25 protein-coding genes are annotated in these 24,889 nt (G+C 71.6%); 15 read left to right on the plus strand and 10 right to left on the minus strand.

Annotation, left to right across the window (positions count from 1 at the left end):
* Positions 1–456: 456 nt before the first annotated feature.
* The gene (locus ABZ464_RS28565; RefSeq protein ID WP_359281116.1) at positions 457–987 is read left to right on the plus strand and encodes a hypothetical protein; all 531 of its coding nucleotides are present in this window, start codon (positions 457–459) and stop codon (positions 985–987) included.
* Here ABZ464_RS28565 and ABZ464_RS28570 read toward each other — a convergent pair.
* Genes ABZ464_RS28570 through ABZ464_RS28585 form a run of 4 tightly spaced genes read right to left on the minus strand, consistent with a single transcriptional unit; the run spans position 956 to position 3,586 of the window.
* Positions 956–1,561 (minus strand): nucleoside triphosphate pyrophosphatase, encoded by a 606-nt coding sequence (locus ABZ464_RS28570; protein WP_359281118.1) that lies wholly within the window; start codon positions 1,559–1,561, stop codon positions 956–958. The genes ABZ464_RS28565 and ABZ464_RS28570 overlap by 32 nt on opposite strands.
* Positions 1,562–1,565: 4 nt before the next feature.
* Complete coding sequence (locus ABZ464_RS28575; RefSeq protein ID WP_133912730.1) at positions 1,566–1,694, minus strand: hypothetical protein; 129 nt, start codon at positions 1,692–1,694, stop codon at positions 1,566–1,568.
* 52 nt (positions 1,695–1,746) lie between these two features.
* Positions 1,747–1,956, minus strand: a complete 210-nt coding sequence (locus ABZ464_RS28580) for an acyl-CoA carboxylase epsilon subunit (RefSeq protein WP_359281120.1) — start codon at positions 1,954–1,956, stop codon at positions 1,747–1,749.
* Between the two features lie 16 nt (positions 1,957–1,972).
* Entirely contained in the window at positions 1,973–3,586 is a 1,614-nt protein-coding gene (locus ABZ464_RS28585; RefSeq protein WP_359281123.1) for an acyl-CoA carboxylase subunit beta, read from the minus strand.
* Between the two features lie 110 nt (positions 3,587–3,696).
* On the opposite strand from ABZ464_RS28585, the gene ABZ464_RS28590 reads away from it, so the two are divergent.
* Complete coding sequence (locus tag ABZ464_RS28590) at positions 3,697–4,563, plus strand: biotin--[acetyl-CoA-carboxylase] ligase (protein WP_359281126.1); 867 nt, start codon at positions 3,697–3,699, stop codon at positions 4,561–4,563.
* A gap of 137 nt (positions 4,564–4,700) precedes the next feature.
* Positions 4,701–5,795 carry an adenylate/guanylate cyclase domain-containing protein gene (locus tag ABZ464_RS28595; RefSeq protein WP_359281129.1) on the plus strand — a complete coding sequence of 365 codons (1,095 nt, stop codon included), beginning with the start codon at positions 4,701–4,703 and terminating at the stop codon, positions 5,793–5,795.
* A gap of 124 nt (positions 5,796–5,919) precedes the next feature.
* Here ABZ464_RS28595 and ABZ464_RS28600 read toward each other — a convergent pair whose 3' ends face one another.
* Entirely contained in the window at positions 5,920–6,513 is a 594-nt protein-coding gene (locus tag ABZ464_RS28600) for a hypothetical protein (RefSeq protein ID WP_359281132.1), read from the minus strand.
* 259 nt (positions 6,514–6,772) lie between these two features.
* Here ABZ464_RS28600 and ABZ464_RS28605 point away from each other — a divergent pair, with 259 nt between their 5' ends.
* From ABZ464_RS28605 to hutH, 3 genes are all read left to right on the plus strand, one after another.
* Positions 6,773–7,576, plus strand: a complete 804-nt coding sequence (locus ABZ464_RS28605) for an enoyl-CoA hydratase-related protein (protein ID WP_359281135.1) — start codon at positions 6,773–6,775, stop codon at positions 7,574–7,576.
* 81 nt (positions 7,577–7,657) lie between these two features.
* Positions 7,658–8,803 carry a GGDEF domain-containing protein gene (locus ABZ464_RS28610; protein ID WP_359281137.1) on the plus strand — a complete coding sequence of 382 codons (1,146 nt, stop codon included), beginning with the start codon at positions 7,658–7,660 and terminating at the stop codon, positions 8,801–8,803.
* 99 nt (positions 8,804–8,902) lie between these two features.
* Positions 8,903–10,441 carry a histidine ammonia-lyase gene (gene hutH, locus ABZ464_RS28615; RefSeq protein WP_359281478.1) on the plus strand — a complete coding sequence of 513 codons (1,539 nt, stop codon included), beginning with the start codon at positions 8,903–8,905 and terminating at the stop codon, positions 10,439–10,441.
* Positions 10,442–10,496: 55 nt separating this feature from the next.
* On the opposite strand, the gene ABZ464_RS28620 is transcribed toward hutH, so the two are convergent.
* Both ABZ464_RS28620 and ABZ464_RS28625 read right to left on the minus strand, forming a co-directional pair.
* A complete protein-coding gene (locus ABZ464_RS28620) occupies positions 10,497–11,303 on the minus strand; it encodes a hypothetical protein (protein ID WP_359281139.1) in 807 nt (268 codons plus the stop codon).
* A gap of 42 nt (positions 11,304–11,345) precedes the next feature.
* Positions 11,346–11,672, minus strand: a complete 327-nt coding sequence (locus tag ABZ464_RS28625; protein WP_359281141.1) for an LPXTG cell wall anchor domain-containing protein — start codon at positions 11,670–11,672, stop codon at positions 11,346–11,348.
* Positions 11,673–11,781: 109 nt separating this feature from the next.
* On the opposite strand from ABZ464_RS28625, the gene ABZ464_RS28630 reads away from it, so the two are divergent.
* The 6 genes from ABZ464_RS28630 (at position 11,782) to ABZ464_RS28655 (ending at position 18,507) form a co-directional block, all read left to right on the plus strand.
* Complete coding sequence (locus ABZ464_RS28630; RefSeq protein WP_359281142.1) at positions 11,782–12,138, plus strand: hypothetical protein; 357 nt, start codon at positions 11,782–11,784, stop codon at positions 12,136–12,138.
* A gap of 224 nt (positions 12,139–12,362) precedes the next feature.
* Positions 12,363–13,625 (plus strand): Ig-like domain-containing protein, encoded by a 1,263-nt coding sequence (locus ABZ464_RS28635; protein ID WP_359281144.1) that lies wholly within the window; start codon positions 12,363–12,365, stop codon positions 13,623–13,625.
* A gap of 156 nt (positions 13,626–13,781) precedes the next feature.
* Positions 13,782–15,263: an ABC transporter permease gene (locus tag ABZ464_RS28640; RefSeq protein ID WP_359281146.1), complete on the plus strand. Its 1,482-nt coding sequence runs from the start codon at positions 13,782–13,784 to the stop codon at positions 15,261–15,263.
* A gap of 133 nt (positions 15,264–15,396) precedes the next feature.
* Complete coding sequence (locus ABZ464_RS28645; protein ID WP_359281149.1) at positions 15,397–16,083, plus strand: ABC transporter ATP-binding protein; 687 nt, start codon at positions 15,397–15,399, stop codon at positions 16,081–16,083.
* Between the two features lie 141 nt (positions 16,084–16,224).
* Complete coding sequence (locus ABZ464_RS28650; protein WP_359281151.1) at positions 16,225–17,619, plus strand: VCBS repeat-containing protein; 1,395 nt, start codon at positions 16,225–16,227, stop codon at positions 17,617–17,619.
* A 96-nt stretch (positions 17,620–17,715) separates the two neighbouring features.
* Complete coding sequence (locus ABZ464_RS28655; protein WP_359281153.1) at positions 17,716–18,507, plus strand: antibiotic biosynthesis monooxygenase; 792 nt, start codon at positions 17,716–17,718, stop codon at positions 18,505–18,507.
* Here the strand turns inward: ABZ464_RS28655 and ABZ464_RS28660 are convergent.
* On the minus strand, positions 18,498–19,388 hold the full coding sequence (locus ABZ464_RS28660; RefSeq protein WP_359281155.1) for a helix-turn-helix transcriptional regulator: 891 nt from the start codon (positions 19,386–19,388) through the stop codon (positions 18,498–18,500). The genes ABZ464_RS28655 and ABZ464_RS28660 overlap by 10 nt on opposite strands.
* 172 nt (positions 19,389–19,560) lie before the next feature.
* On the opposite strand from ABZ464_RS28660, the gene ABZ464_RS28665 reads away from it, so the two are divergent.
* Positions 19,561–20,601 carry an NAD(P)-dependent alcohol dehydrogenase gene (locus ABZ464_RS28665; protein ID WP_359281157.1) on the plus strand — a complete coding sequence of 347 codons (1,041 nt, stop codon included), beginning with the start codon at positions 19,561–19,563 and terminating at the stop codon, positions 20,599–20,601.
* Positions 20,602–20,659: 58 nt separating this feature from the next.
* On the opposite strand, the gene ABZ464_RS28670 is transcribed toward ABZ464_RS28665, so the two are convergent.
* Entirely contained in the window at positions 20,660–21,073 is a 414-nt protein-coding gene (locus tag ABZ464_RS28670) for a hypothetical protein (RefSeq protein ID WP_359281160.1), read from the minus strand.
* Positions 21,074–21,153: 80 nt separating this feature from the next.
* Positions 21,154–22,266, minus strand: a complete 1,113-nt coding sequence (locus ABZ464_RS28675; RefSeq protein ID WP_359281161.1) for a serine hydrolase domain-containing protein — start codon at positions 22,264–22,266, stop codon at positions 21,154–21,156.
* A gap of 158 nt (positions 22,267–22,424) precedes the next feature.
* On the opposite strand from ABZ464_RS28675, the gene ABZ464_RS28680 reads away from it, so the two are divergent.
* Both ABZ464_RS28680 and ABZ464_RS28685 read left to right on the plus strand, forming a co-directional pair.
* The gene (locus ABZ464_RS28680; RefSeq protein WP_359281163.1) at positions 22,425–23,207 is read left to right on the plus strand and encodes a hypothetical protein; all 783 of its coding nucleotides are present in this window, start codon (positions 22,425–22,427) and stop codon (positions 23,205–23,207) included.
* A 165-nt stretch (positions 23,208–23,372) separates the two neighbouring features.
* Positions 23,373–24,170, plus strand: a complete 798-nt coding sequence (locus ABZ464_RS28685; protein ID WP_359281165.1) for a carbon-nitrogen family hydrolase — start codon at positions 23,373–23,375, stop codon at positions 24,168–24,170.
* Positions 24,171–24,889: the final 719 nt, after the last annotated feature.

Consider the following 24,889-nt stretch of genomic DNA (forward strand, 5'->3'; position numbering starts at 1 on the left):
TGCCCGGGCCACGCGGACAGCGATTTCGCCACGGTTGGCGATGAGCACCTTGCGCACGATTGAGGCTCCCTCCTTGAAACAAGCCGAGTTTAGGGACTGCCGACACGACACATCGACCCGTCCCCAAAGGTGAGCTTGCCCACACGGAGCGTGATGCCAGGCTCACTCGACCGTGAAATCCCTTGTAGTACCGCCGTACGCAGCACTCCACCCGGCAACCCTAGCCCTCTCATGTGGTCAAGGTCTCTGTGAGAGCGTGCTGCGGCCCACTCCGTTTCTTTGTGGAGTCCCTACGAATGGCCCAACGATTCTTTGCCCCGCACAGAACCCTTGTCCCCGGGTTTACCCGTTAGTAGCGTTCACGATGTTTCGAACGTACTTGGGGTAACTGAAACCCTGCTCGACTCCGGATCGAGGGATCGAGGATCGAGCGCAGGCGAAAGTGGGTGGGGAACGGTGGTGCGAAGACCGCTGGCGTGGATCGTGGCTCTGGTGCTGTTCGCGGAGGGGTTCGGCATCGCGCTGCTGAACTGGGCCCTGGGGATCATGGCCGACTCCCAGAACATGTCCATGGCCGGCATCGATCCGGACGTCATGTCGACGTCCTCGAAGGTCGGCGGGATCGTCTTCGGCCTCTACTTCGCCGCCTGCGGCGTGGTCGCCCTGCTGGTGGCCCTGCGCAACCGGGCCCCCGCCCTCCCCGGCCGGATCCTGCTGATCAGCGCGGCCGTGACGCACGCTCTGCTCGGTGCGCTCGCCTGGGGGCTCCTCGGCCGGGCGCAGTTCGCGTTCATGATCGTGGTGCTCGGGCTGATCGTCCTGCTCCTGATGACGTACGACGCCCCGCCGGCGCCCTCGGCCGAGGGCCCCGCGACCGAGGGTCCCGCGGCCGAGGGTCCCGCGGCCGAGGGGCCCGGGGACGGGGAGCCCGGTGAGGGCGGCGACGGTCCGGGGGTCACGCCTCCGGCGGCGCCCACAGCTCAGTGATGCCGACGCCCAGCTGACCCAGCAGCCTGCGGACCAGCGGCAGGCTGATGCCGATGACGTTGCCGTGGTCGCCGTCGATGCCGTCGATGAACGGTGCCGAACGGCCGTCCAGCGTGAACGCCCCCGCCACATGGAGGGGCTCACCCGAGGCGACGTACTCCGCGATCTCCTCGTCGCTCGGCTCGCCGAAGCGGACCACCGTGGAGGCGGTCGCGGAGGCGTAGCGCCCGCTGAGGGTGTCGTAGACGCAGTGGCCCGTCTGGAGCGTGCCCGCCCGGCCGCGCATCGCCTTCCAGCGCGCCGTGGCCTCCGCCGCGTCGGCGGGCTTGCCCAGCGCCTCGCCGTCCAGGTCGAGCACGGAGTCGCAGCCGATCACCAGCGCGCCCTTGGCGTCCGGGCGCGCCGCCACGACGCTCGCCTTGGCCTCCGCGAGCGCGAGGGCCAGCTCGGCCGGGGTGGGGGCGGTCACCGCGTCCTCGTCGACCCCGCTGACGATGACCTCGGGGGCGAGGCCGGCCTGCCGCAGGAGGTTCAGGCGGGCGGGGGACTGGGAGGCGAGGACGAGTCTGCGCATGCGGTCAGCGTAGGCCCAGCACGATCATCGCCACCACCATGGCCAGGGCGAGGAAGAAGCCGAGCCGCCTCAGGGTCTCCTGCATGTCGCGGAGTTCCTTGGGCGGCTCGTTCTTCGGGTCTGACCACAGCATTCCACCAGCGTGGGGCTTGGCCGGGGGGGTTGGCCTGAGTAGGGGTACTTATTTACGCCGGCCAGTAGGTGCGGGTCCATGACGCCCGGCCCGGCTGGGGGACGCGGTGGCCTGCGATCCTTGCCGGGTCGGACCACGCGTCCCTCGGGCCCTCCGCGCCGGGCGGGGTGGCTGCTGCCGCCGCGGCGCGGGCTCGGACCACCGCCAGGGCGGCGGCCAGCTCCTCGGGGGTCGGGTTGCCCCGTACGACCTTGATGTTCATGACGGCTCCCGGCCGGCTAGAGGGGGATGTTGCCGTGCTTCTTCGGGGGGAGGGACTCGCGCTTGGTACGGAGCTGGCGCAGGCCGCGGACGATGTGGCGGCGGGTGTCGGACGGCATGATCACGGAGTCGATGTAGCCGCGCTCGGCCGCGATGTAGGGGTTGAGGAGGGTGTCCTCGTACTCCTGGATGAGGCGGGCGCGCACGGCCTCCAGGTCCTCCCCGTTCGCCTCCGCCTCCGCGATCGTGCGGCGGTGCAGGATGTTGACCGCGCCCTGGGCGCCCATCACGGCGATCTGGGCGGTGGGCCAGGCGAGGTTGAGGTCGGCGCCCAGGTGCTTGGAGCCCATGACGTCGTACGCGCCGCCGAAGGCCTTGCGGGTGATGACCGTGATGAGGGGGACGGTGGCCTCGGCGTAGGCGTAGATCAGCTTGGCGCCGCGGCGGATGATGCCGTCGTGCTCCTGGTCGACGCCGGGCAGGAAGCCGGGGACGTCGACGAAGGTCAGCACCGGGATGTTGAAGGCGTCGCAGGTCCGGACGAAGCGGGCCGCCTTCTCGCTCGCCTTGATGTCGAGGCAGCCGGCGAACTGCATCGGCTGGTTGGCGACGATGCCGACCGGGTGGCCCTCGACACGGCCGTAGCCGGTGAGGATGTTCGGTGCGAACAGCGGCTGCGTCTCGAAGAACTCGGCGTCGTCCAGGATGTGTTCGATCACCGTGTGCATGTCGTACGGCTGGTTCGCGCTGTCCGGGACGAGGGTGTCCAGCTCCAGGTCCTCGTCGGTGAGCGCGAGGTCCGCCTCCTCGGGGAAGACCGGGGCCTCGGAGAGGTTGTTGGACGGCAGGTAGGACAGCAGCTGCTTGATGTACTCGATCGCGTCCTTCTCGTCGCCGGCCATGTGGTGGGCCACGCCCGAGACGGAGTTGTGGGTGCGGGCGCCGCCGAGCTCCTCGAAGCCGACGTCCTCGCCGGTGACCGTCTTGATGACGTCCGGGCCGGTGATGAACATGTGGGACGTCTGGTCGACCATGACCGTGAAGTCGGTGATCGCGGGGGAGTACACCGCGCCGCCCGCGCAGGGGCCGACGACCAGGCTGATCTGCGGGATGACACCGGAGGCGTGGGTGTTGCGGCGGAAGATCTCGCCGTACGCGCCGAGGGAGGCCACGCCCTCCTGGATGCGGGCGCCGCCGGAGTCGTTGATGCCGATGACCGGGCAGCCGGTCTTCAGCGCGAAGTCCATCACCTTGACGATCTTCTGGCCGTAGACCTCGCCCAGCGCGCCGCCGAAGACGGTGAAGTCCTGGGAGAACACGGCCACCGGGCGGCCGTCGACCGTGCCGTAGCCGGTCACGACACCGTCGCCGTAGGGGCGGTTCTTCTCCAGGCCGAAGTTGGTGGAGCGGTGCCGGGTGAACTCGTCCAGCTCGACGAACGAGCCCTCGTCGAGGAGGAGTTCGATGCGCTCACGGGCCGTCAGCTTGCCCTTGGCGTGCTGCTTCTCCACGGCGCGTGCGGAGCCGGCGTGCGTCGCTTCCTCGATACGGCGCTGGAGATCCGCGAGCTTCCCCGCGGTGGTGTGGATGTCGATCCCTGGGATCTCGTGACGCTCTTCCGGCTCGGACATCGGGATGCGGCTCCCTGCCTGCTCAAAAGGGGGGACGGTTACTCATCCGTAGAGTAGTGCTGCGTCCAGCGATCAGCAGTGCGGCGTTTCACACACCTAGGGTGGCTTGCATGACGCCCCGAGATGCCTCAGACGCGAACGGCAGCCGCTGGTCCGACCTCGACCGGCCGCCCCTCAACGCCACATCCCTGCGCCGGGCGCTGGTCCGCGACGGCGGTTTCTACGGTGACCTGGAGGTCGTCCAGCGCACCGGGTCCACCAACTCCGACCTCGTGGCCCGTGCCGCGGCGGGGAAGGCGGACGAGGGGGCCGTGCTGGTGGCCGAGGAGCAGACCTCCGGGCGCGGCCGCCTGGACCGGCAGTGGACGGCGCCCCCGCGCTCCGGCCTGTTCTTCTCCGTGCTGCTGTGCCCGGCCGAGGTCCCCGTCGCCCGCTGGGGCTGGCTGCCGCTGCTCACCGGTGTCGCCGTCGCCAACGGCCTGGCGCGGGCGGCGGGCGTGGACACGGCACTCAAGTGGCCCAACGACCTGCTGGTGACCGTGGGGGGCGAGGAGCGCAAGGCCGGCGGGATCCTCGCCGAGCGGGCCGGGGAGGGCGCTGTGGTCGTGGGCGTCGGTGTCAACGTCACCCTGCGCGCGGACGAACTGCCGGTCCCGCTGGCGGGCTCCCTGGCCCTGGCCGGGGCGGCGAACACGGACCGCGATCCGCTGCTACGGGCCGTTCTGCGGTCGCTGGAGGAGTGGTACGGCCGCTGGCGGGCGGCCGGCGGCGACCCCGCGGCGAGCGGTCTGCAGGAGGCGTACGCGGCGGGCTGCGCGACCCTGGGGCGCGAGGTGCGGGCCGAGCTGCCGGGGGACCGGTCGGTGGTGGGGGAGGCGGTCGCCGTGGACGGGGACGGGCGGCTCGTGATCGCCACGCGGGAAGGGGTGCAGGAGCCGGTGGGGGCGGGGGACATCGTGCATCTGAGGCCCGCGTGAGCGAAAAACAGCCGACGCCGGGTGCCGCCCCCGTCAAGGGGACTTACCGTCGGCTCCACGGGCGTGAGCTACCGCACACTGCCGTAGAGTTGAGGCCGGTCGATACCTGACCGCGGAAGATCGGAAGGGCAGCAGGCGTGACCGTCGACGACACGGGCTCCGACGATCCCGACGAGGGCAACCCGCTCGCGCTGCGCCTCGAACAGCTCATTCTCGGCGCCGAGCGGCGCTACACCCCGTTTCAGGCGGCCCGCAGCGCCGGTGTCTCCATGGAGCTGGCGTCCCGTTTCTGGCGGGCGATGGGCTTCGCCGACATCGGGCAGGCCAAGGCGCTCACCGAGGCCGACGTCCTGGCGCTGCGCCGGCTGGCCGGTCTGGTCGAGGCGGGGCTGCTGAGCGAGGCGATGGCGGTGCAGGTGGCGCGGTCCACGGGGCAGACCACCGCCCGGTTGGCGGAGTGGCAGATCGACTCCTTCCTGGAGGGCCTGACCGAGCCGCCCGAGCCGGGAATGACCCGTACCGAGGTCACGTACCCCATCGTCGAACTGCTGCTGCCCGAGCTGGAGGAGTTCCTCGTCTACGTCTGGCGCCGGCAGCTCGCCGCCTCGGCCGGGCGGGTCGTGCAGGCCGCGGACGACGAGGAGATGGTGGACCGGCGGCTCGCCGTCTGCTTCGCCGATCTGGTCGGCTTCACCCGGCTGACCCGCCGGATGGAGGAGGAGGAGCTCGGCGAGCTGGTCGAGGCGTTCGAGACCACCTCCGCCGACCTGGTGGCGGCCCGTGGCGGACGGCTGATCAAGACCCTCGGCGACGAGGTGCTGTACGCGGCGGACGACGCGGGCACCGCCGCCGACATCGCGCTGCTGTTGGTCGAGACGATGGGCAACGACGAGACGATGCCCGAGCTGCGGGTCGGCATGGCCTTCGGCACGGTCACGACCCGGATGGGCGATGTCTTCGGCACGACGGTGAACCTGGCCTCGCGGCTGACGTCGATAGCGCCGCGGGACGCCGTGCTCGTGGACAGCGCGTTCGCCGAGGAGCTGATCCGCACCGGGGACGCGCCGGCCTCGGAGGCGGAGGCCGCCGAGGCGGCCGCGGCGGCGGAGAAGGAGGGCGAGGAGCCGCCGAAGTACCGCTTCGCGCTCCAGCCGATGTGGCAGCGCCCGGTGCGCGGCCTCGGCGTGGTCGAGCCCTGGCTCCTGACCCGCCGCCAGGACCCACCCGACTGACCGCCGCTCTCGGAGCCTGTGTCACAGCCCCGGCCGGGCGCGCGGCGTCTGGTACGCGCTCCCCCAGAGGGACGCCCCCCCATGACCCCGCGCGCTGATCCGGCCGGGGCTGTGGCACGTGCTCTCACGGCCCGGACGTCAGGTTCAGCGGGTCCACGCACAGCCCTACGACGGGGACGCACACCCCCGGCTGCCGGGTCTGCTCGGGCTGTGGCGGGGTGAGGGCGGGCGCGGGGGCCGGGGGCGGGGGTGGTGTCGGAGTGGGCCGGGGCGCGGCGGTGCGGGTCGGGGCGGGGGCCGGGGGGTGCGAGGGGGCGGGGGTGTAGGAGGCGCCCGGGGTCAGGGCGACGGAGGTGGGCGCGCCCGGGGTGCCGGGGACCAGGCTGACCTCGGGGGCCGGTTCGGCGCTCGCCGCGCCCATGGCGGAGGGCGGGGGCGGGGTGGCCGCGACGGTGGCGCCGGCGTTGGCCGCGTGGTCCGTGGCGGTGTCGGCGCCGGTGACCGGGTCGGGGCGGGGTTCCGCCTCCGCGGTGCCGATACCGGTGACCCCGCTCGGGCCGGAGGACATCCGCACGAGGCTCAGCACCCCGGCGGCCAGCGCGAGGCCGCCCGCGGCGAACAGCACCTTGCGGGGCCGGGGCCGCCGATGCCGCCCCCGCGGCGCCGCCCAGAGCCGACTGGTCTCCACCTGCGCGTCGTCCACCGGTGTGCCGGTCATCGCGTCCCTCCCGCTGCGGTCACGCCCCCACTGCGCCGGGGCGGACGCACGTTATGCGCTCTCTTGAGCGGTCGGGGAGGACTTGGGCGAGATGTCACTCGAACGGGTGGGCGCCCCCGTCGAGGACGCGTGAACCCGCCCCGCCGGGGAACCGCCCCGCTCCCCGCGCCCGGGTCGGCCCTTTCCTCCGGCGGGCGGGCCTGGGATGATCGGGGTACGGGATGTTAACCGTCGTTAACCGGGTGCGTTGGAGGACTTCATGGATGAGGAGCGGTTCGGGGAGTTCGTGGTGGTGCGGCGGCACGGGGACGGGGGGCACGTCGCGGAGCTGGTGCTCGACCGGCCCAAGGCCATGAACGCCGTGTCCACCGAGATGGCCCGGTGTCTCAGCCGCGCGTGTGCGGCGCTGGGGGAGGACCGGGGCGTCCGGGTCGTCGTGCTCACCTCGACGCACGAGCGGGCGTTCTGCGTCGGCGCCGACCTCAAGGAGCGCAACTCCTTCAGCGACGACGACCTGCGGCGCCAGCGGCCGGTCACGCGCGGGGCGTACACCGGGGTGCTGGAGCTGCCGGTGCCGACCGTCGCCGCGGTGCACGGGTTCGCCCTGGGCGGCGGCTACGAGCTGGCCCTCGCCTGCGATGTGATCGTGGCCGACCCCACGGCCGTGGTGGGGCTGCCGGAGGTGTCGGTGGGGGTGATTCCGGGCGGCGGCGGTACGCAGCTGCTGCCCCGCCGGGTGGGGGCGGCGCGGGCCGCCGAGCTGATCTTCACGGCGCGGCGCGTGGAGGCCGGGGAGGCGCGGGAGCTGGGCCTGGTGGATGTGCTGGTGGAGGAGGGGCGGGACCGGGAGGAGGCGCTGGTGATGGCCGCGCGGATCGCGGGGAACTCACCGGTGGGGCTGCGGGCCGCCAAGCGGGCGTTGCGCCTCGGGCAGGGGCTGGACCTGCGGGCGGGTCTGGAGGTCGAGGACGCCGCCTGGCGGACCACGGCGTTCTCGGGGGACCGGGCGGAGGGGGTCGCCGCGTTCAACGAGAAGCGGGCGGCCCGGTGGCCGGGGGAGTGAACGCCCCCGTCCCACGCCGCCTCCTCACTCTAAGTGCCCTCTCGTGTCCCGTTTTGTAGTAAATATCCCTAACCTGGGGCAATGGGTGAGGACAGACGCCTCGCGGCCGTCGTGGCGCTCGCACAGGGGATGGCCGCCGCGCACACACCCCGGGAGTCGTGGCGGGCGGCGGCGCTCGGGGCGTGCCGGGCGCTGGCCGGCGGGTTCGCCGCGCTGTCGGTCTGGGAGCGGGACCTCGGGCGGCTGCGGGTCCTGGTGAACGTGGGGGACCGGGCCGCCGACGAGGAGGAGTTCCCCGAGACCGAGGCCTACCCGGTGCACCAGTTCCCCGAGATCACCGAGTTCCTGCACGAGCGCTGGGTGTCCGGCGGCGAGCCCAACGCCTGGGTCGAGACGGCCGAGGGGGCGGCGGCGGGGCGGCCCGGGTACTGCCACCAGAGGGTCGCCGCCCTGCGCCGCCGGGGGCGCGGGTCCTGCGTCGTCGCGCCGATCGTGCTGCACGGGCGCGCCTGGGGCGAGATGTATGTCGCCCGCTCCTCCGGCACCCCCGTCTTCGACCGCGCCGACGCCGACTTCGCGACCGTCCTCGCGGCCGTCGTCGCCGCCGGGCTGGCCCAGACCGAGCGGCTGGAGGAGGCCCGCCGGCTCGCCTTCACCGACGCCCTCACCGGCCTCGCCAACCGCCGCGCCGTCGACGTACGCCTGGAGGAGGCGGTCGAGCGGCACCGGGCGCGGGGTGTCGTGGTGAGCCTGGTCGTCTGTGACCTGAACGGGCTCAAGCGGGTCAACGACACGCGGGGGCACGCGGTGGGCGACCGGCTGCTGGAGCGGTTCGGGTCGGTGCTGTCGCTGTGCGGGGCCATGCTGCCGGGGGCGCTGGCCGCGCGGCTCGGCGGGGACGAGTTCTGTCTGCTCGCGGCCGGGCCGACCGCCGACGACGTGGTGGAGGTGGCCGGCGAGCTGTGCCGCCGGGCCGGGGAGCTGGAGCTGGGCGAGGGCGTGGCCTGCGGGGTCGCCTCCACCGGCGATCCCATCGGGCCCGTGCGCACCGCCCGCAGGCTCTTCCGGCTCGCGGACGCCGCCCAGTACCGTGCCAAGGCCGTACGGGCCGCCCGTCCGGTGGTCGCGGGCCGCGAGGGCCCGGACGATCCCGTCGTCCGGCTGGCCGACGAGCCGCCGGGGGAGCGGCCGGCGGCCGAGCGCCGCAGCTTCCGCGGCCGGCCCTGAACCCGGCCGCGCGGGCACTGTGACGTATTCGGTAAGGGGTGAACCGGGCACCCACTGGTGACATCTTCGTCTTCACTGCGTACGCTCCTGAATATGGATATGCACACTGTGGTGGTGGGGACGTCCGGGGTGACCGCGTCCGACGTACTCGCCGTGGCGCGCGGCGGGGCCCGCGTCGAGCTCTCCGGGGAGGCGGTCGCGGCCCTCGCGGCGGCCCGCGGCATCGTGGACGCGCTCGCGGCCAAGCCCGACCCGGTCTACGGCGTCTCCACCGGGTTCGGCGCCCTCGCCACCCGGCACATCAGCCAGGAGCTGCGCACCCAGCTCCAGCGCAACATCGTCCGCTCGCACGCCGCCGGCATGGGCCCGCGCGTCGAGCGCGAGGTCGTCCGCGCGCTGATGTTCCTGCGGCTGAAGACCGTCTGCTCGGGACACACGGGCGTGCGCCCCGAGGTGGCGCAGACCATGGCCGACATCCTGAACGCCGGCATCACCCCCGTCGTCCACGAGTACGGCTCCCTCGGCTGCTCCGGCGACCTCGCACCCCTGTCGCACTGCGCCCTCACGCTGATGGGCGAGGGCGAGGCCGAGGGCCCGGACGGGACCGTGCACCCCGCCGCCGACCTGCTCGCCGAGGCCGGCATCGACCCGGTCGAACTCCGGGAGAAGGAGGGACTCGCCCTCCTCAACGGCACAGACGGCATGCTCGGCATGCTGATCATGGCCCTCGCCGACCTGGACCGGCTCTACAAGTCCGCCGACATCACCGCAGCCCTGAGCCTCGAGGCGCTGCTCGGCACCGACAAGGTCCTCGCCCCCGAGCTGCACGCCATCCGCCCGCACCCGGGCCAGGGCGACTCCGCCGCCAACATGCTCGCCGTCCTCACCGGCTCCGAGCTCACCGGACACCACCAGGACGACGCCCCCCGCGTCCAGGACGCCTACTCGGTGCGCTGCGCCCCGCAGGTCGCCGGCGCCGGGCGCGACACGATGGCCCACGCCCGGCTCGTCGCCGAGCGGGAACTGGCCTCGGCCGTCGACAACCCCGTGGTCCTGCCCGACGGCCGGGTGGAGTCCAACGGCAACTTCCACGGCGCCCCGGTGGCGTACGTCCTGGACTTCCTCGCGATCGCGGTCGCCGACCTCGCCTCCATCGCCGAGCGGCGCACGGACCGGCTGCTGGACAAGAACCGCAGCCACGGTCTGCCGCCGTTCCTCGCCGACGACGCCGGGGTCGACTCAGGGCTGATGATCGCCCAGTACACGCAGGCCGCGCTGGTCGCCGAGCTGAAGCGGCTCGCCGTACCCGCCTCGGCGGACTCGATCCCGTCCTCCGCGATGCAGGAGGACCACGTCTCGATGGGCTGGTCGGCGGCGCGCAAGCTGCGCACGGCCGTCGACAACCTCACGCGCGTCATCGCCGTCGAGCTGTACGCGGCCACCCGCGGCATCGAGCTGCGCGAGGGGCTCACCCCGGCGCCCGCGACCCGCGCGGTCCTGGACGCCGTACGGAAGGCCGGGGTCGAGGGGCCCGGTCCCGACCGGTTCCTGTCGCCCGACCTCGCGGCGGCGGACGCGTTCGTGCGCGAGGGACTGCTGGTCGCGGCGGCGGAGACCGTCACCGGACCGCTGAGGTAGCACAGTCGGGCCCTGCCGTACGGGTGTGACGGCAGGGCCCGTTGTGGTGGGTGGGTTACTTGAGCTTGCCGAGCTGGGCCGTGACCACGGCCGCCGGCACCGGGCCCATCTCACCGCCGTCCGCGAACGCGGCGAAGTTGACCGTGTAGAACGTCGCCACGGTGTTGCCCTCGCGGATCACCTCGGCGTGGAAGGTGGCCGTGCCCTCGCCGTCCATGTCGACGTCCTCGGAGAATGCCACCGACTCGTCGCCGCCCCCGGTGCCCTTCTCCGCGGCGACCTTGGTGACCTTCGAGGTCTCGCCCTCGGCCTTGAGGCCGTAGCCGCCGGCGCAGGCCTGCACGCCGTCGGACACGGCCTTCATGGCCTTCTCGGCGCCGTCGCCGTCGTACGAGGAGAGGCCCACGAACGTCATGTCGATGTCGAAGGCGCCCTCGATGTCGGCCTCGCTGACGTCGTCCAGCGAGGTCGGCGAGGACGACGCCTTGTCCGTGGAGACGGTGTTGCTGACGTTGGCGTCCGTGTCGCCCGGGGCGAGCCCGCCCGTGGCCCAGGCCAGCGGGTCGCAGGCCGCCTTGTCGGTCTTCACGGCGGACTTGGACTTGGGGAGCGTGTCGTCCCCGCCGGCCACCTTGTAGCCCTTGATCTCGCCCTGCGCGAGCAGCAGCTTCTCCAGCTCGGCCGAGGTCCGCGCCTTCGCGTCCGAGCCGGACGACGAGGACGACGACGAGGAACCCTTGGAACCCCCGGACTTCCCGGAGTCCTTCGACCCGTCGTCCGACGAGCAGCCCGTCAGCAGAGCGAGTGACAGTGCGCCGATCGCGGCGGTGGAGCACAGCCGCGCCCCCGATGTTCTCTTCATGCGCGGACTATGAAACGTCTGTCAAAGAAGAGTCAAGCCAATTCAAAAACCCAGGCGTTCCCGGCGTACCGAATAGACGACGAATCCCGCGCCGAGGGCGAGCAGCGTGGTTCCGCCGATCACGTACGGGGTGGTGTCGAAGCTTCCGGTGTCCGCGAGCCGGGTGCCGTCGTCGGCCGTCGTGGACGCGGTGGTCGCGTTCGTCACGGTGGTCGTGGACGCGGCTCGCGCCTGGGCGGTGACCTGCGTCGTCGTCCCGGTTCTCGCCGTGGTGTCCTGGGTCGCGTTGGCGGACGGGACGAACCACAGGGCGCCCAGCAGGGTGCCCGCGGCGGTGGCGGTCAGCAACGGACGGCGAGCGGATGACACCGGATATCGATCCCCTTGTGGCGCTGGCGAATTGGCCCTGGGGCCCGATGCTAGTGAAAGGCGCGGGTCGCGGGAAAGTTGCGGGAGCTGTGAGCCGTACGCTCCGGGCATGAGCGCTGAGGAGACATCACGTTTTGTACGGGTTCGGGTGGACCTGGTGGTGGAGGTGCACGACCCGGACGGGCTGACGGAGACGGCGGTCGGGCGGATCGAGGACGATCCCGAACTCCCGGACGCCGAGCGCGGCCACGCCCGGAGCGCTGTGACGGAAGACACCGCGGAGGCCCTCGCCTACCTCGTGGATCCGTTCGACCTGGTCAGCGGGGTGCCGGGGGTGGAGCTCCAGCAGGCATCCTGGTCCACGGAACAGATCGACTACGACCCGGACTCGCCTGAGTGGGGTCCGTACGAGGATGATGGCGGGGACGAGAACGACGACGACGGCGATGGAGCCGGCATCGGCTGAGCGGCCCGGGGAATTCGTCAACCCCGGACGGCAACCGCCCTCCGGGGTTTCGTCGTCTCAGTGGACGCACGGACCACCCCCCGCACCACCCGTCCCGGGCGGGCCCCACCGCCCGTGTGGACGTGGCGTGGCCCACACATTCGGAGAATGTGGAACGGGGCCGACCGGTCGCAGCGTTTAAGTTCGTTGACGGGGACACTCGGGGTTTCAGGAAATCGGCAACGATGGAGAAGCGTGTGATGACGGACAGTAGGCGGCGCCGAGGTCTGATGACGGCGTCCGCACTGCTCGGCGGTGTGCTGATGCTGACCGCGTGTTCCAGCGGCGACAGCAGCGCCTCGGACGGCAAGGACAGCTCCTCGCAGGCCAAGGCCGACGAGGCGGCGGCGAAGAAGTCCTCCGAGGCGCAGATCAAGATCACGCCCGCGGACGGCTCGAACAACGCCTCCATCAACAACTCGGCGGCCGTCACGGTGAGCAAGGGCACGCTCACCGAGGTGACGATGACCACCGCCGAGGGCACCGCCGTCGAGGGCACGCTCTCCGCCGACAAGACCACCTGGAAGCCCAACGCCCAGCTGGAGCGCTCGACCACCTACAAGGTCGCCGCCAGCGCGAAGGACTCCAAGGGCCTCGAAGCCCACGAGAACGCGTCCTTCACCACGGTCTCCCCGGACAACAGCTTCATAGCCAACTTCACGCCCGAGGACGGCTCGACCGTCGGCGTCGGCATGCCCGTCTCGATCAACTTCAACAAGGAGATCACCGACAAGGCGGCCGTGCAGAAGGGCATCACCGTCACCTCCAGCAGCGGCCAGGAGGTCGTCTGCCACTGGTTCTCCACCGTCCGCATGGACTGCCGTCCCGAGGACTACTGGAAGGAGGACTCCACCGTCACGCTGAAGCTGGCGCTCGACGGTGTCGAGGGCTCCAACGGTGTCGTCGGCGTCCAGCAGAAGACGGTCACCTTCAAGATCGGCCGCAACCAGGTCACCACCGTCGACGCGCAGACCAAGCAGATGAAGGTCACGCAGGACGGCAAGGTCGTCAAGACCATCCCGATCTCCGCCGGTTCGCCCGACAACAAGACGTACGAAGGCCAGATGGTGATCTCCGAGAAGTTCAAGGAGACCCGGATGAACGGCGCGACGGTCGGTTTCACCGACGACGACGGCAAGGGCGAGTACGACATCAAGGACGTCCCGCACGCCATGCGCCTGACCACCTCCGGCACCTTCGTGCACGGCAACTACTGGGGCGCCAAGTCGATCTTCGGCGCGGTGAACACCAGCCACGGCTGCGTCGGCCTCTCGGACACCAAGGGCGCCAACGACGCGAGCACGCCGGCCGCGTGGTTCTACAACAACTCGATCATCGGTGACGTCGTGGTCGTCCAGAACACCGGCGACAAGACAGTGGCCCCGGACAACGGCCTCAACGGCTGGAACATGGACTGGGCCCAGTGGAAGGCCGGTTCGGCGGTCTGAGCCCCGTCTCAGCCGTCTGATCCCTGGTCAGCCCACAGTTTCAGGATGCCGCCCCCAGGGGCGGCATCGCTGTTTCCGGGGTCAACCACAGCCTTCTCATCGTTCTCTTATTTCTGCCTTATGCAGTCATCACGCGCCGTACCTACCTTGCGGCGCATGTTCTTCACCTACCTGAGGCGCGAGCTGCGCCGCCGCAGAAAGGCGGCCCTCGTCGTCGCCTCCGGACTCGCGCTGGGCATCGCGCTGGTCATCGTGGTCTCCTCCGTGTCCTCCGGCATGGGGAAGGCCCAGGACAAGGTCCTGCAGAGCCTCTACGGCCTGGGTACGGACATGACGGTCACCAAGGCCGCCTCACCCACCGCGAACGCCTCGGACCGCCCGCGCTTCCAGTTCGACGCGCAGGACAACGACTCCGACGAGGAGCAGAGCACCGACCGGGTCATGGTCCAGGGCTTCCAGACCCTCGCGACCACCACCGTCTCCAAGGTCGGCAAGCAGAGCGGCGTCGCCGACGCGGTCGGCGGACTGAGCCTCCAGGTCATCAAGGTCAGCGGCCAGTTCACCCGCGGCCAGTTCCAGCAGAACGGCAACGGCGGCCAGCAGGGCGGCGGCCCCGGCGGCAACGGTGGCGGCAACGGCCAGCCGCAGGGTGAAGTGCAGGGCGGCGGCGCCGACTTCGACGTCAACAACTACTCCGTCTTCGGCACCGACGTCACCCAGCCCGACCTCGGCCCGCTGACCTCCTCCAAGATCACCAGCGGTCGTACCTTCAAGACCACGGAGAACGACGGCAAGGTCGCCGTCGTCGACTCGGCGTACGCCAAGGAGAAGAAGCTCAAGGTCGGTTCGACCGTCACCATCAAGAGCGTCAAGTTCAAGGTGGTCGGCGTCGCCACGGCCGACAGCGGCGACTCCGCCGCCAACGTCTACATCCCGCTGACCCAGGCCCAGACGATCAGCGACTCGAAGAACAAGGTCACCACGATCTACGTCAAGGCGACCGACTCGCAGAAGATCGACAGCGTCAAGTCCGCGATCCAGAAGAACGTCTCGGGTACGACGGTGACGACCTCTGCCGACCTCGCGGACACCGTCTCCGGCTCCCTCTCCACGGCCTCCTCCCTCGCCACCAACGTCGGCAAGTGGCTGTCCATCGCGGTCCTCGTCGCGGCCTTCCTGGTCGCCGGCCTGTTGACCTCCTCCGCGGTGTCCCGCCGCGTCCGTGAGTTCGGCACCCTCAAGGCCCTGGGCTGGAAGTCCCGCCGGGTCACCGGCCAGGTGGTCGGCGAGGCCATGGTCAACGGCCTGCTCGGCGGCGCCCTCGGCATCGCCCTGGGCCTCGCCGGCGCGTACGCCGTGACCGCGGTCAGCCCCACCCTGGAAGCCTCCCTGGGCGGCGGCGGCGGTGGCGGCGGCATGGGCCAGGGCGGCCCCGGCGGCGGCGGTGGCGGCTTCGGCGGCGGCCCCGGCCGCGCGGCGTCCAAGACCCTCGACGTGGCCCTCACGGCCCCGGTGAGCGTGACGACGGTGGCCATCGCGGTGGGCCTGGCGGTGGCGGGCGGCCTGATCGCCGGTGCCTTCGGCGGCTGGCGCGCGTCCCGTCTGCGCCCGGCGGACGCACTGCGCCGCGTCGAGTAACGACGCTTCGGCCAACCGATAGGGGCGCGGGGCTGTATCTCCATGCGGCTCCGCCGCGTGGGCGCGACCAGCCCCAACGCACCAGCAGTCGAACGACAACGCGCACCACCCCGAACCCCTCCCAGGAGCCACCATGTACGAACTGAAGGGCGTCACCAAGCGCTACACCCGGGGCAAGGACATCGTCCACGCCCTCGACGGCGTCGACCTGACCATCGCCGACGGCGACCGCCTGGTCATCCAGGGCCCCACCGGCGGCGGCAAGTCCACCCTGCTCCAGATGCTCGGCGGCCTCGACCGCCCCTCCGAGGGCGAGGTCGTCCTCGACGGCACCGACCTCGCGAAGCTCTCCGAGGCCAAGCTGACGAAGGTCCGCAGCGAGAACATCGGCTTCGTCTTCCAGTCCTTCAACCTCATCCCGACGCTCACCGCCCAGGAGAACGTCGAGACGGCCCTCGTCCCGCTCGGCGTCAAGGTCAAGGAGCGGCGCGAGCGGGCCGCGGAGGCGCTGAAGTCGGTGGGCCTCGGCGAACGCCTCGGCCACCTCCCCTCGGAGATGTCCGGCGGCCAGCAGCAGCGCGTCGCCATCGCCCGCGCGCTGGTGAAGCAGCCGAAGGTCCTCCTCGCCGACGAGCCCACCGGCAACCTCGACGAGGGCATGCGCGACGAGATCATGGACGTCCTGGAGCGCCTGTGGAAGGAGCACGGGCTGACCTTCATCATGGTCACCCACGACTCCTCGATCGCGAAGAAGGCCCCTCGGGTGGCGACGATCCGCAAGGGCAAGATCACGGTGAAGGAGAACGCGGCGTCCTCGTGACGCGGAGACGGTCGTCGCGGAGACGGTCGTCTCCGCGACGACGTACAACCCTCTTCCGCCGTCGTGCGTCTCCCCTGTACCCCGCACCACAAGATCACCGGGGACCGGCCCCGCCCGGCCCCGTGCGCACGCAGGAGACGCATGTTCACGCGCAGGACGTCCCGCCCGTTCCGGCTCGCTCTCGCGACCGCCACCGCCGTGTCCCTCACTGGCGGCGGGCTGCTCGCCCTCTCGGGGACCGCCGCGGCCGCGCCCGCGAAGTACGCCGACGACTTCAACGGAGACGGCTACCGGGACTACGCCCAGGCCTCCCTCGGCGGTTCCTTCACCGTGACGTACGGGACCGCGACCGGTCCCGGCACCGTGCGGAAGACGTTCACGCAGAACAGCGCGGGCATTCCCGGGACCGCCGGGGACGCCGGCGGCTACGGGGACGTCTTCGGTGACGACCTGGCCGCCGCCGACCTCAACCGGGACGGCTACGCCGACCTCGCGGTCACCGACTTCACCGAGAAGGTGAGCGGCAAGGTCGACTCGGGAGCGGTCACCATCATGTGGGGCGCGAAGGCCGGCCTCGGCGCCAAGGCCACCCGGCTCCCCGTGGGCGCCGTCAGCCGGCGGGGCTTCGGCAAGGCCGTCGAGACCGGTGACTTCAACGGCGACGGCAAGGCGGACCTGGCGGTCGTGGACTCCATCGGCACCGCCTACATCTTCCGGGGCGGCTTCTCCACGACCGGGACGACCGGCAAGGTCACCAAGCACCACCTGCCCGTGGGCTCGCCCGACATCCTCGAACCGACCGGACTCGTCGCCGGGAAGGTCACCAAGGACAAGGCCACCGACCTGTACGTCCTCGGCCAGGGCTACCGCAACGACAAGATGACCCAGGACGCCTGGTTCCTGCGCGGCGGCACCACCGTCAAGCCCGCCGCCAGGGTCACGCCGATCAACAACGCGGTCCCCGACTACAGCCCCACGGGCGTCATCGCGGACTTCGACAAGAACGGCTACGGAGACCTGGCCGTCAGCGACGTCCGCTACGACAACGGCGCCGGCTCGGTGGTCGTCGTACGCGGCGGAGCGTCCGGCCCCACCACCAAGTACCGCCTCACCCAGTCCACTTCGGGCGTCGCCACGGCCGCCACCAAGAACGACGGCTTCGGTGACGAGCTCTCCGCGGGCGACACCAACCGCGACGGCTACCCGGACCTCGCGGTGAGCGCGGAGGAGGAGAAGGTCGGCTCGGCGGTGTCGGCGGGCGGCGTCCACATCCTGCGCGGCGGCACGAAGGGCCTGACCGGCGCCGGTTCCCAGTGGTTCACCCGGGCCACCGCAGGCGTCCCCGGGGACCCCACGGCGTACCAGAGGTTCGGGCTGAACCTCCGGCTGCGCGACACCGACCGGGACGGCGACGCGGACCTGGTGATCGGCGACGACGACTACGAGCAGACGAGCCTGCTCCTCCCGGGCGGCGCCGCCGGTGTCACCACCACCTCGGTGACGGCGGTGGGCGTGTGGCCGAGCTTCCCCCAGTGACTGAGTTCCAGTGACTGAGCTCCCGTGACTGAGCGCTGAGCGAACACACCCCCGGAAGAGCAGCGTCCGCCCGTCTCCTCGTGCTTGCGTAGCCCCATGACGGCACCCGAGACAGCCACGCCTCAGACCACGGTCGAGTACATCCGGTACCGGATCCCCGAAGAGCGGTCGGCGGAGTTCCTCGCCGCCTACACCCGCGCCGCGGTCCACCTCGCGTCCTCCCCGCACTGCGTCGACTACGAACTCGCCCGCTGCGAGGAGGACTTCGAGCACTTCATCCTGCGCATCACCTGGACGTCCACGGAGGACCACCTCCAGGGGTTCCGGACGTCGGACCTGTTCCCCGCCTTCCTCGCCGAGATCCGGCCCTACATCGGCGCCATAGAGGAGATGCGGCACTACAAGGCCACGGCGGTGCGCGGAGCCGGTTCCGCGGTGCCGACGCTGTACGCGTGGGCGGGCGGGGCGGAGGCCTTCGCCCGGCTGACCGAGGTGTTCTACGCCAAGGTCGTCGAGGACGAACTCCTCGCCCCCGTCTTCGCCGGTCTGGCCCCCGAGCACGCCGAGCACGTCGCGCTCTGGCTCGCGGAGGTCTTCGGCGGGCCGCAGACGTACTCGCTCACCCAGGGCGGCCACAGCCACATGGTCGCCAAGCACTTCGGGCTGGGCATTACCGAGGCCCAGCGGCGGCGCTGGGTCAACCTCGTCCAGGACGCCGCCGACGAGGCCGGTCTGCCCACGGACGCGGAGTTCCGGTCCGCGTTCCTCGCCTACGTCGAGTGGGGCACCCGGCTCGCGGTGTACTTCTCCGGGCCGGACGCCAAGCCGCCCGCCGAGCAGCCGGTGCCGACCTGGGGCTGGGGCGCGGCGCCTCCGTATCAGGGGTGAGAACCGGCCCGCGTCGCGTCCACCCCCCACGCCGCCAGCAGGCGCAGCGCCTCCGCCGAGGGCGACCCCGGTTCCGCGTGGTAGGTCACCAGCGTCTGATCGCCGTCCTCCGCGAGCTTGAAGCCCTCGAAGTTGAGGAAGAGCTCACCGACGAGCGGATGCCGCAGGTGCTTCACGCCGTGGCTCTTCTCCTTCACGTCGTGGGTCGCCCACAGCCGGCGGAACTCCTCGCTCTTGACCGAGAGTTCACCGACGACGGCGGACAGGCGCGGGTCGTCGGGATAGCAGCCGGCGTTCATGCGCAGGGCGCAGACGACGTCGATCGCCTTCTGCTCCCAGTTCACGAACAGCTCCCGGTAGTCCGGCTTCAGGAACACCATCCGCGCCCAGTTCCGCTCCGCAGGCGGCAGCTCCGCCCAGTCGCCGAACACCGCGGCCGCCATCCGGTTCCAGGCGAGGATCTCCGCCCGCCGCCCGACGACGTACGCGGGCACGGAGTCCATCGTGTCGATCAGCTGCTGCAGCGCGACCCGCACCTGCTGCGGGCGCGCGGCCTGCTTCTTCTTGTGCTTCGGCTTCGCGAGATGGGTGAGATGCGCGTGCTCGGCGTCCGTCAGCCGCAGCGCCCGCGCGATGGAGTCCAGCACCTCCGCCGAGACATTGCGCCCGTTGCCCTGTTCCAGGCGCGTGTAGTACGCCACCGACACCCCGGCCAGCTGCGCCAGCTCCTCGCGCCGCAGCCCCGGCACCCTGCGGTGCCGGCCGAAGTCCGGCAGCCCCACGTCCTCGGGCTTGAGCCGGGCCCGCCGGGTGCGCAGGAACTCGCTCAGCTCGGCGCGCCGGTCCAGGGACGCGCCGGAGGCGTCGGGGGTTGAGTCCATACGTCCAGTATTCATGGTCGTACGACTGCCATCCTGACCCCGCCAGTGGTAGGCACGGCAGACGTACGCAAAGGTGTGACCTGGGTGAATCCCTCCGGCTGCGGCAGGCTGGTCGCCGTACCGGCCGGAAGGCAGGCCGGGACGACAAACCCCCCGCTAGGAGATCCCCGGCATGACCACCGTTGCCGCGTACGCCGCGCCCGCAGCCAAGGCTCCGCTGGAGCGCACGACGATCGAGCGCCGTCCGGTCGGCGAGTTCGACGTCCTGATCGACATCAAGTTCGCCGGTATCTGTCACTCCGACATCCACCAGGCGCGTGAGGGCTGGGGCGAGGCGATGTTCCCCATGGTCCCCGGCCACGAGATCGCGGGCATCGTCTCCGAGGTCGGCCCCGGCGTCACCAAGTACGCCGTCGGCGACCGGGTCGGCGTCGGCTGCCTCGTCGACTCCTGCCGTGAGTGCGACAACTGCGAGGCCGGCCTGGAGCAGTACTGCACCGGCGGCGCCGTCGGGACGTACAACGCGATCGGCAAGGACGGCGAGCCCACCTACGGCGGCTACGCCGAGAAGATCGTCGTCGACGAGAACTTCGCCGTCCGCATCCCCGACGGCCTCTCCCTCGACGTGGCCGCCCCGCTGCTGTGCGCCGGCATCACCACGTACTCCCCGCTGAAGCGCTGGAACGCCGGCCCCGGCAAGAAGGTCGCGATCCTCGGCATGGGCGGCCTCGGCCACATGGGCGTCAAGATCGCGCACGCGCTCGGCGCCGAGGTGACCGTGCTGTCGCAGTCGCTGCGCAAGAAGGACGACGGCCTGAAGCTGGGCGCCGACCACTACTACGCCACCAGCGACGAGCAGACCTTCCAGGACCTGCGCGGCTCCTTCGACCTGATCCTCTCCACGGTCTCGGCCCCGCTGGACTTCAACGCCTACCTCTCGCTGCTGAAGCCCGAGGGCGCGCTGGTGAACGTGGGCGCCCCCGAGGAGCCGATCTCGCTCAACCTGTTCTCGGTGATCGGCGGCGGCAAGACCCTCGCCGGTTCCGCGATCGGAGGCATCGCGCAGACCCAGGAGATGCTCGACTTCTGCGCGGAGCACGGCTTCGGCGCCGAGATCGAGGTCATCGCCGCGGAAGAGATCAACGACGCGTACGAGCGCGTCCTGACGAGCGATGTGCGCTACCGGTTCGTGATCGACACGGCGACGATCTGACGGTCGTACGCAAAGGGCCCTGGGCGTACCCGCCCAGGGCCCTTTTCGGTCCTCGGTTTCAGCGCAGGCAGTCGAGCGCTCCGTCCGCCGCCGGCTGGAACACCGACCACACGATCATGGCCTGCAGGACGAGCAGCAGGACCCCGGCCGGCAGCACCATCCCCGCCATCTGCACCGGCCCGCGCGGGCGGCGCGACAGCAGCAGCCGGCGTCCGGCGAGGCCCACGGACGCGAGGGTGGCGAGCAGCCCGGCGCAGGCCGCCGCATACATCGGCCAGGTGTTCGGCAGGGTGCGGCAGGCGTCCAGCTCGGCACCGGCGTGCCGGTCCTCGAACACATTGAAGCCGTACGCCATCAGCACCCCGACGGCGAGCAGCACGACGGAGGCGGCGGCGATCCACCACCCCTCGTCGGCCGCTTCGGGGTCGGCGGCGGGGCCGATGTCCAGGTCCGTGAGCGTGTCGGTACTCATGCCCGTCAGGATGCGCACGGGACCCGGTCAGGTTCCCTTCCCCGCCGTTGCCGGGTGTCGTCGGGTGTCGTCGGGTGTTGTCAGGCCCGCAGCCCCTTGAGCCCGTCGTAGACGGACATCACGATCTCCATGCCCCGGGTGTCCTCGGCCGGTTCGCGCATCTGCTGCGTCACATACGCCACCGTCATCCGCGACTCGGGTTCGATCATCACCAGCGAGCCGCCCCAGCCGCCCCAGCCGTACGTGCCGCCGAACAGCCCGTAGCCCAGGCCCCAGCGCATCGGCCGGCCCAGCACCCGGTCCTCGCCGTCGAACTGCTCCTCGCCCGCACGCGCAGAGCCCTCCGGCGACAGCAGCCGCACCCCGCCGACCGTCCCGCCGCAGGCCAGCACCGACTGGACGAGGGCGACCGAACGGGCGTTGCCGAAGCCGCTCGCGGCCGGGATCTGCGCCCGCCGCCAGGCCACGCCGTTCCCGTCGCGGACCCGGAACGCCGTCGCGCCGGTGTCCGTGGGGGCGTCGGGCGCGCCCGCGGCGTAGTCGTCACCCCGCGACGGCGGGGGCACCGTGAGCGCCACCCGCCCGTCGTGCTCCGCGCCCAGCCCCATGTGGAAGTCCGCCCCCAGCGGCCCCGCGATCTCGTCGGCGAAGAACGCGCCCGGACTGCGGCCGCTGATCCGGCGGACGAGTTCGCCCACGAGGAAACCCTGCGTGACCGAGTGGTACCCGGCCGCGCTGCCCGGCTCCCAGTCCGGCGCCCGCGCGGCGAGCCGTGCCGTGGCGGCCGGCCAGTCGTAGACCTCCGCCACCGGCCCGTCCCAGTGCGGCAGACCCGCCGTGTGCCCGAGCAGATGCCGGACCAGCACCCCCTCCTTGCCCGCCGCGGCGAACTCGGGCCAGTACCGGGCGACGGGCGCGTCGAGGTCGAGCTCGCCCCGGTCGGCCAGCACCAGCGCGCACAGCGCGGTCATCGTCTTCGTCACCGAATAGACGTTGGCGATCGTGTCCCGCTCCCACGGCACCGTGCGCTCCGCGTCGGCGAACCCGCCCCAGACGTCCACCACCGCCTCGCCGTCGACGTACACGGCCACCGAGCCGCCCACGTCCCCACCGTCCAGCAACGCGGCCAGCGCCTGGGGCACCGCCGAGAACAGATCGTCGTACGAGCCGTGAATGTCAGCCGTGTGAGCCATAGGGGTATTAGCCCGCGCCGACGCCCCGACCGGCAACCGAATTCCGGGCGGGGCCGTATCCCGGCGCAGTAGCGGGGGTACGTAGATCTACTGACGTCGACGGTTCCCGGGCCGGATACCGTCCCGGGAACGGACGACGAACGGGGGGAGGGAAGCGCGTGTTCGGCTGCCTGGGGATCGTGCTGTTGCTCGTCATCGTCGGCGAGTTCCTCACCCTGCCGGTCTGGATGTACGACCTGATGGCGGCCCAGACACCCCCGCAGCACCCCGACTTCGCCCAGCTGACCCTGCTGGTGCTCGTCTCCCTGCTCACCGCCACGGCCATCGTCGGGTCCTCGGGCCGCCGCAGACCCGGCCGGTTCCCGCAGGTCGTCGCCTGCGGGCTGCTGCTCCTCGGGCTCTGTCTCGCGGAGGCCCTGTGGCTGCGGCAGAAGATGGACACCGGCAACTGGAGCCTCGAGGCGGGCGTCGAGAGCCTCGCGGCCGGCGCGACCGCCCTCGTCTTCCGCCGGCTGCTGCGCCGCTGGGAGCGCGGCAGGCCCCTGCCTGGCGAGATCTGGCTGGCGATGGTGCCGTTCCGTGAGCGGGAGGAGACCTCCCGCCACTACTGCGTGGTCGTCGGACGCGGACCGGCCCACGCGAAGGTCCTGCAGATCACCTCGCAGAACAAGGACGACCGCGGCGACCACGTCCGCATCCCCGGCGAGGGCTGGGCCGTCAACTCCTCCAAGGACGCCCACTGGATCGAGACAGGCCTGCCCCCGCGCCACGTCCCGTACCGCGACTTCCTCAAGACCACCCCGCAGGGTCCCTGCCCCCGCACGACCTGGCGCCGGATCCGCACCCGGCACGACACCGGCCACCGGACCGGCCTGCGCCGGGCGTGCGCGCAAGCCGTGCGGCGCGCCCAAGATCTCTTGACCACCTCCAGGGGCGACTGATCCGGGTGTCGCCGAGACGACCGAGGCGGCGCGACCGCCGAGCGGGTCGGACAGGGAGACGCCGGGGTAAGCCGGTCCGGGGCGCGGGATGCGCCGGTGGCTCCTTACGCTCGTAGAGGACCCGTTTCCTTGGACCGCGCCGAAGCGGTCCCGGAGGTGACAGCCATGCGTGCCTCGTTGATCCAGCTGTCCGTGGACGCGTCGGACTCCGCCGACGAGCGCCGCCGACGGGCGGCTTCGCTGGTCCGCGACCGGGCGGGCGACGACCTGGTGGTCCTGCCGGAGCTGTGGGCGGCCGGCGCGTGGTCGTACGACCGCTGGGAACGCGACGCCGAGCGCATCGACGGCCCCACCGCCGAGGCCATGTCAGCCGCGGCGCGTCACGCCGGGGTGTGGCTGCACGCCGGGTCGATCGTCGAGCGGGACGGGGACGGGACCCTGTACAACACCGCGCTCCTCTTCGACCGGGCCGGCGACCTGCGCGGCCACTATCGCAAGATCCACCGGTACGGCTTCGACACCGGCGAGGCGACCCTGATGGGCGGCGGCGGCGACATCGTGACCGTCCCCACCGACCTCGGCGTGATCGGCCTCGCCACCTGCTACGACCTCCGCTTCCCCGAACTCTTCCGCGGCCTGCTCGACGCGGGCGCGGAACTGATCGCGGTGCCCGCCGCCTGGCCCGCGGCCCGGCTCACCCACTGGCAGCTCCTCACCCGCACCAGGGCCCTGGAGGAGCAGGTCTTCCTGCTGGCCTGCTGCGCCACGGGCACCCATGGCGACATGCGGCAGGCCGGACACAGCATGGTCATCGACCCCTGGGGAACGGTCCTCGGCGAGGCCGGCACCACGGAGGAGACGGTGACGGCGGACCTCGCCCTGTCCGAGGTCACCCGCATCCGCTCCGAGCTCCCCGTCCTGCGCGACCGCGTCCTCGCGATCGAGGCACCGGTACGACGCTGACCCCGAAGGGACCGGCGGTGGCCGTACGACCCCTGCCAGACCGGCGTGAACGAGGTCGCGCTTCCCGGGGCGAGCCGGACCTCGGGGAGGCTGTTCCCGGCCGTCGGGGCGATCGTGAAGGACGGACCAGAACGGTCTCGCCATCATGGTGACCGACGATGCGTCCCCCTGGGTTCAGCCGCCCCCGGCTGCAAGCAGATGGAAGCCGTACTCCGAAGTGGAGGGAGCAGGAGGGGAGTTCCGCTACCTCGCCGTGCCGGTCGGGCCGATGCCGTACGAGCCCGACGCCGCCGACATCGCTGTGTGACGCTCCGCCCAGGGCTAGCCTTGTGTCGTGACGTCGATTGACGAGTGGCCGGACTTTCCCGAAGGCCTCGACCCCAGGAGCGTTTCCTTCCGGGAAGCTCGCTGCACATGGCACGGTGCGAGGTGCACGGAACCACCGATCAAGGTCGTGCGCACCCGAGACGGAGCACGGTGGGCGGCATGCGCCCGCGCGGTACGCACGATCGCTGCCGACCGGGGCGACTGACCGGACGACGGGTCGCTGGAGCGGTCCCGGGAACCGCGGCCATGGCTGCTCCCGCAGTCGGACGCGGCCCGTCGCCGGCCGCCCACCCCGGGGACCGACTTCCACGACTCTCCTCCGACCCGCAGGTGACCGGGGTCGCGCTCGGACACGCCCGGGACGGGTAAGGAATCGCTGGGCAGCCTCGCGC

It is taken from the genome of Streptomyces sp. NPDC005820 (assembly GCF_040630255.1).
Classification (GTDB): domain Bacteria; phylum Actinomycetota; class Actinomycetes; order Streptomycetales; family Streptomycetaceae; genus Streptomyces.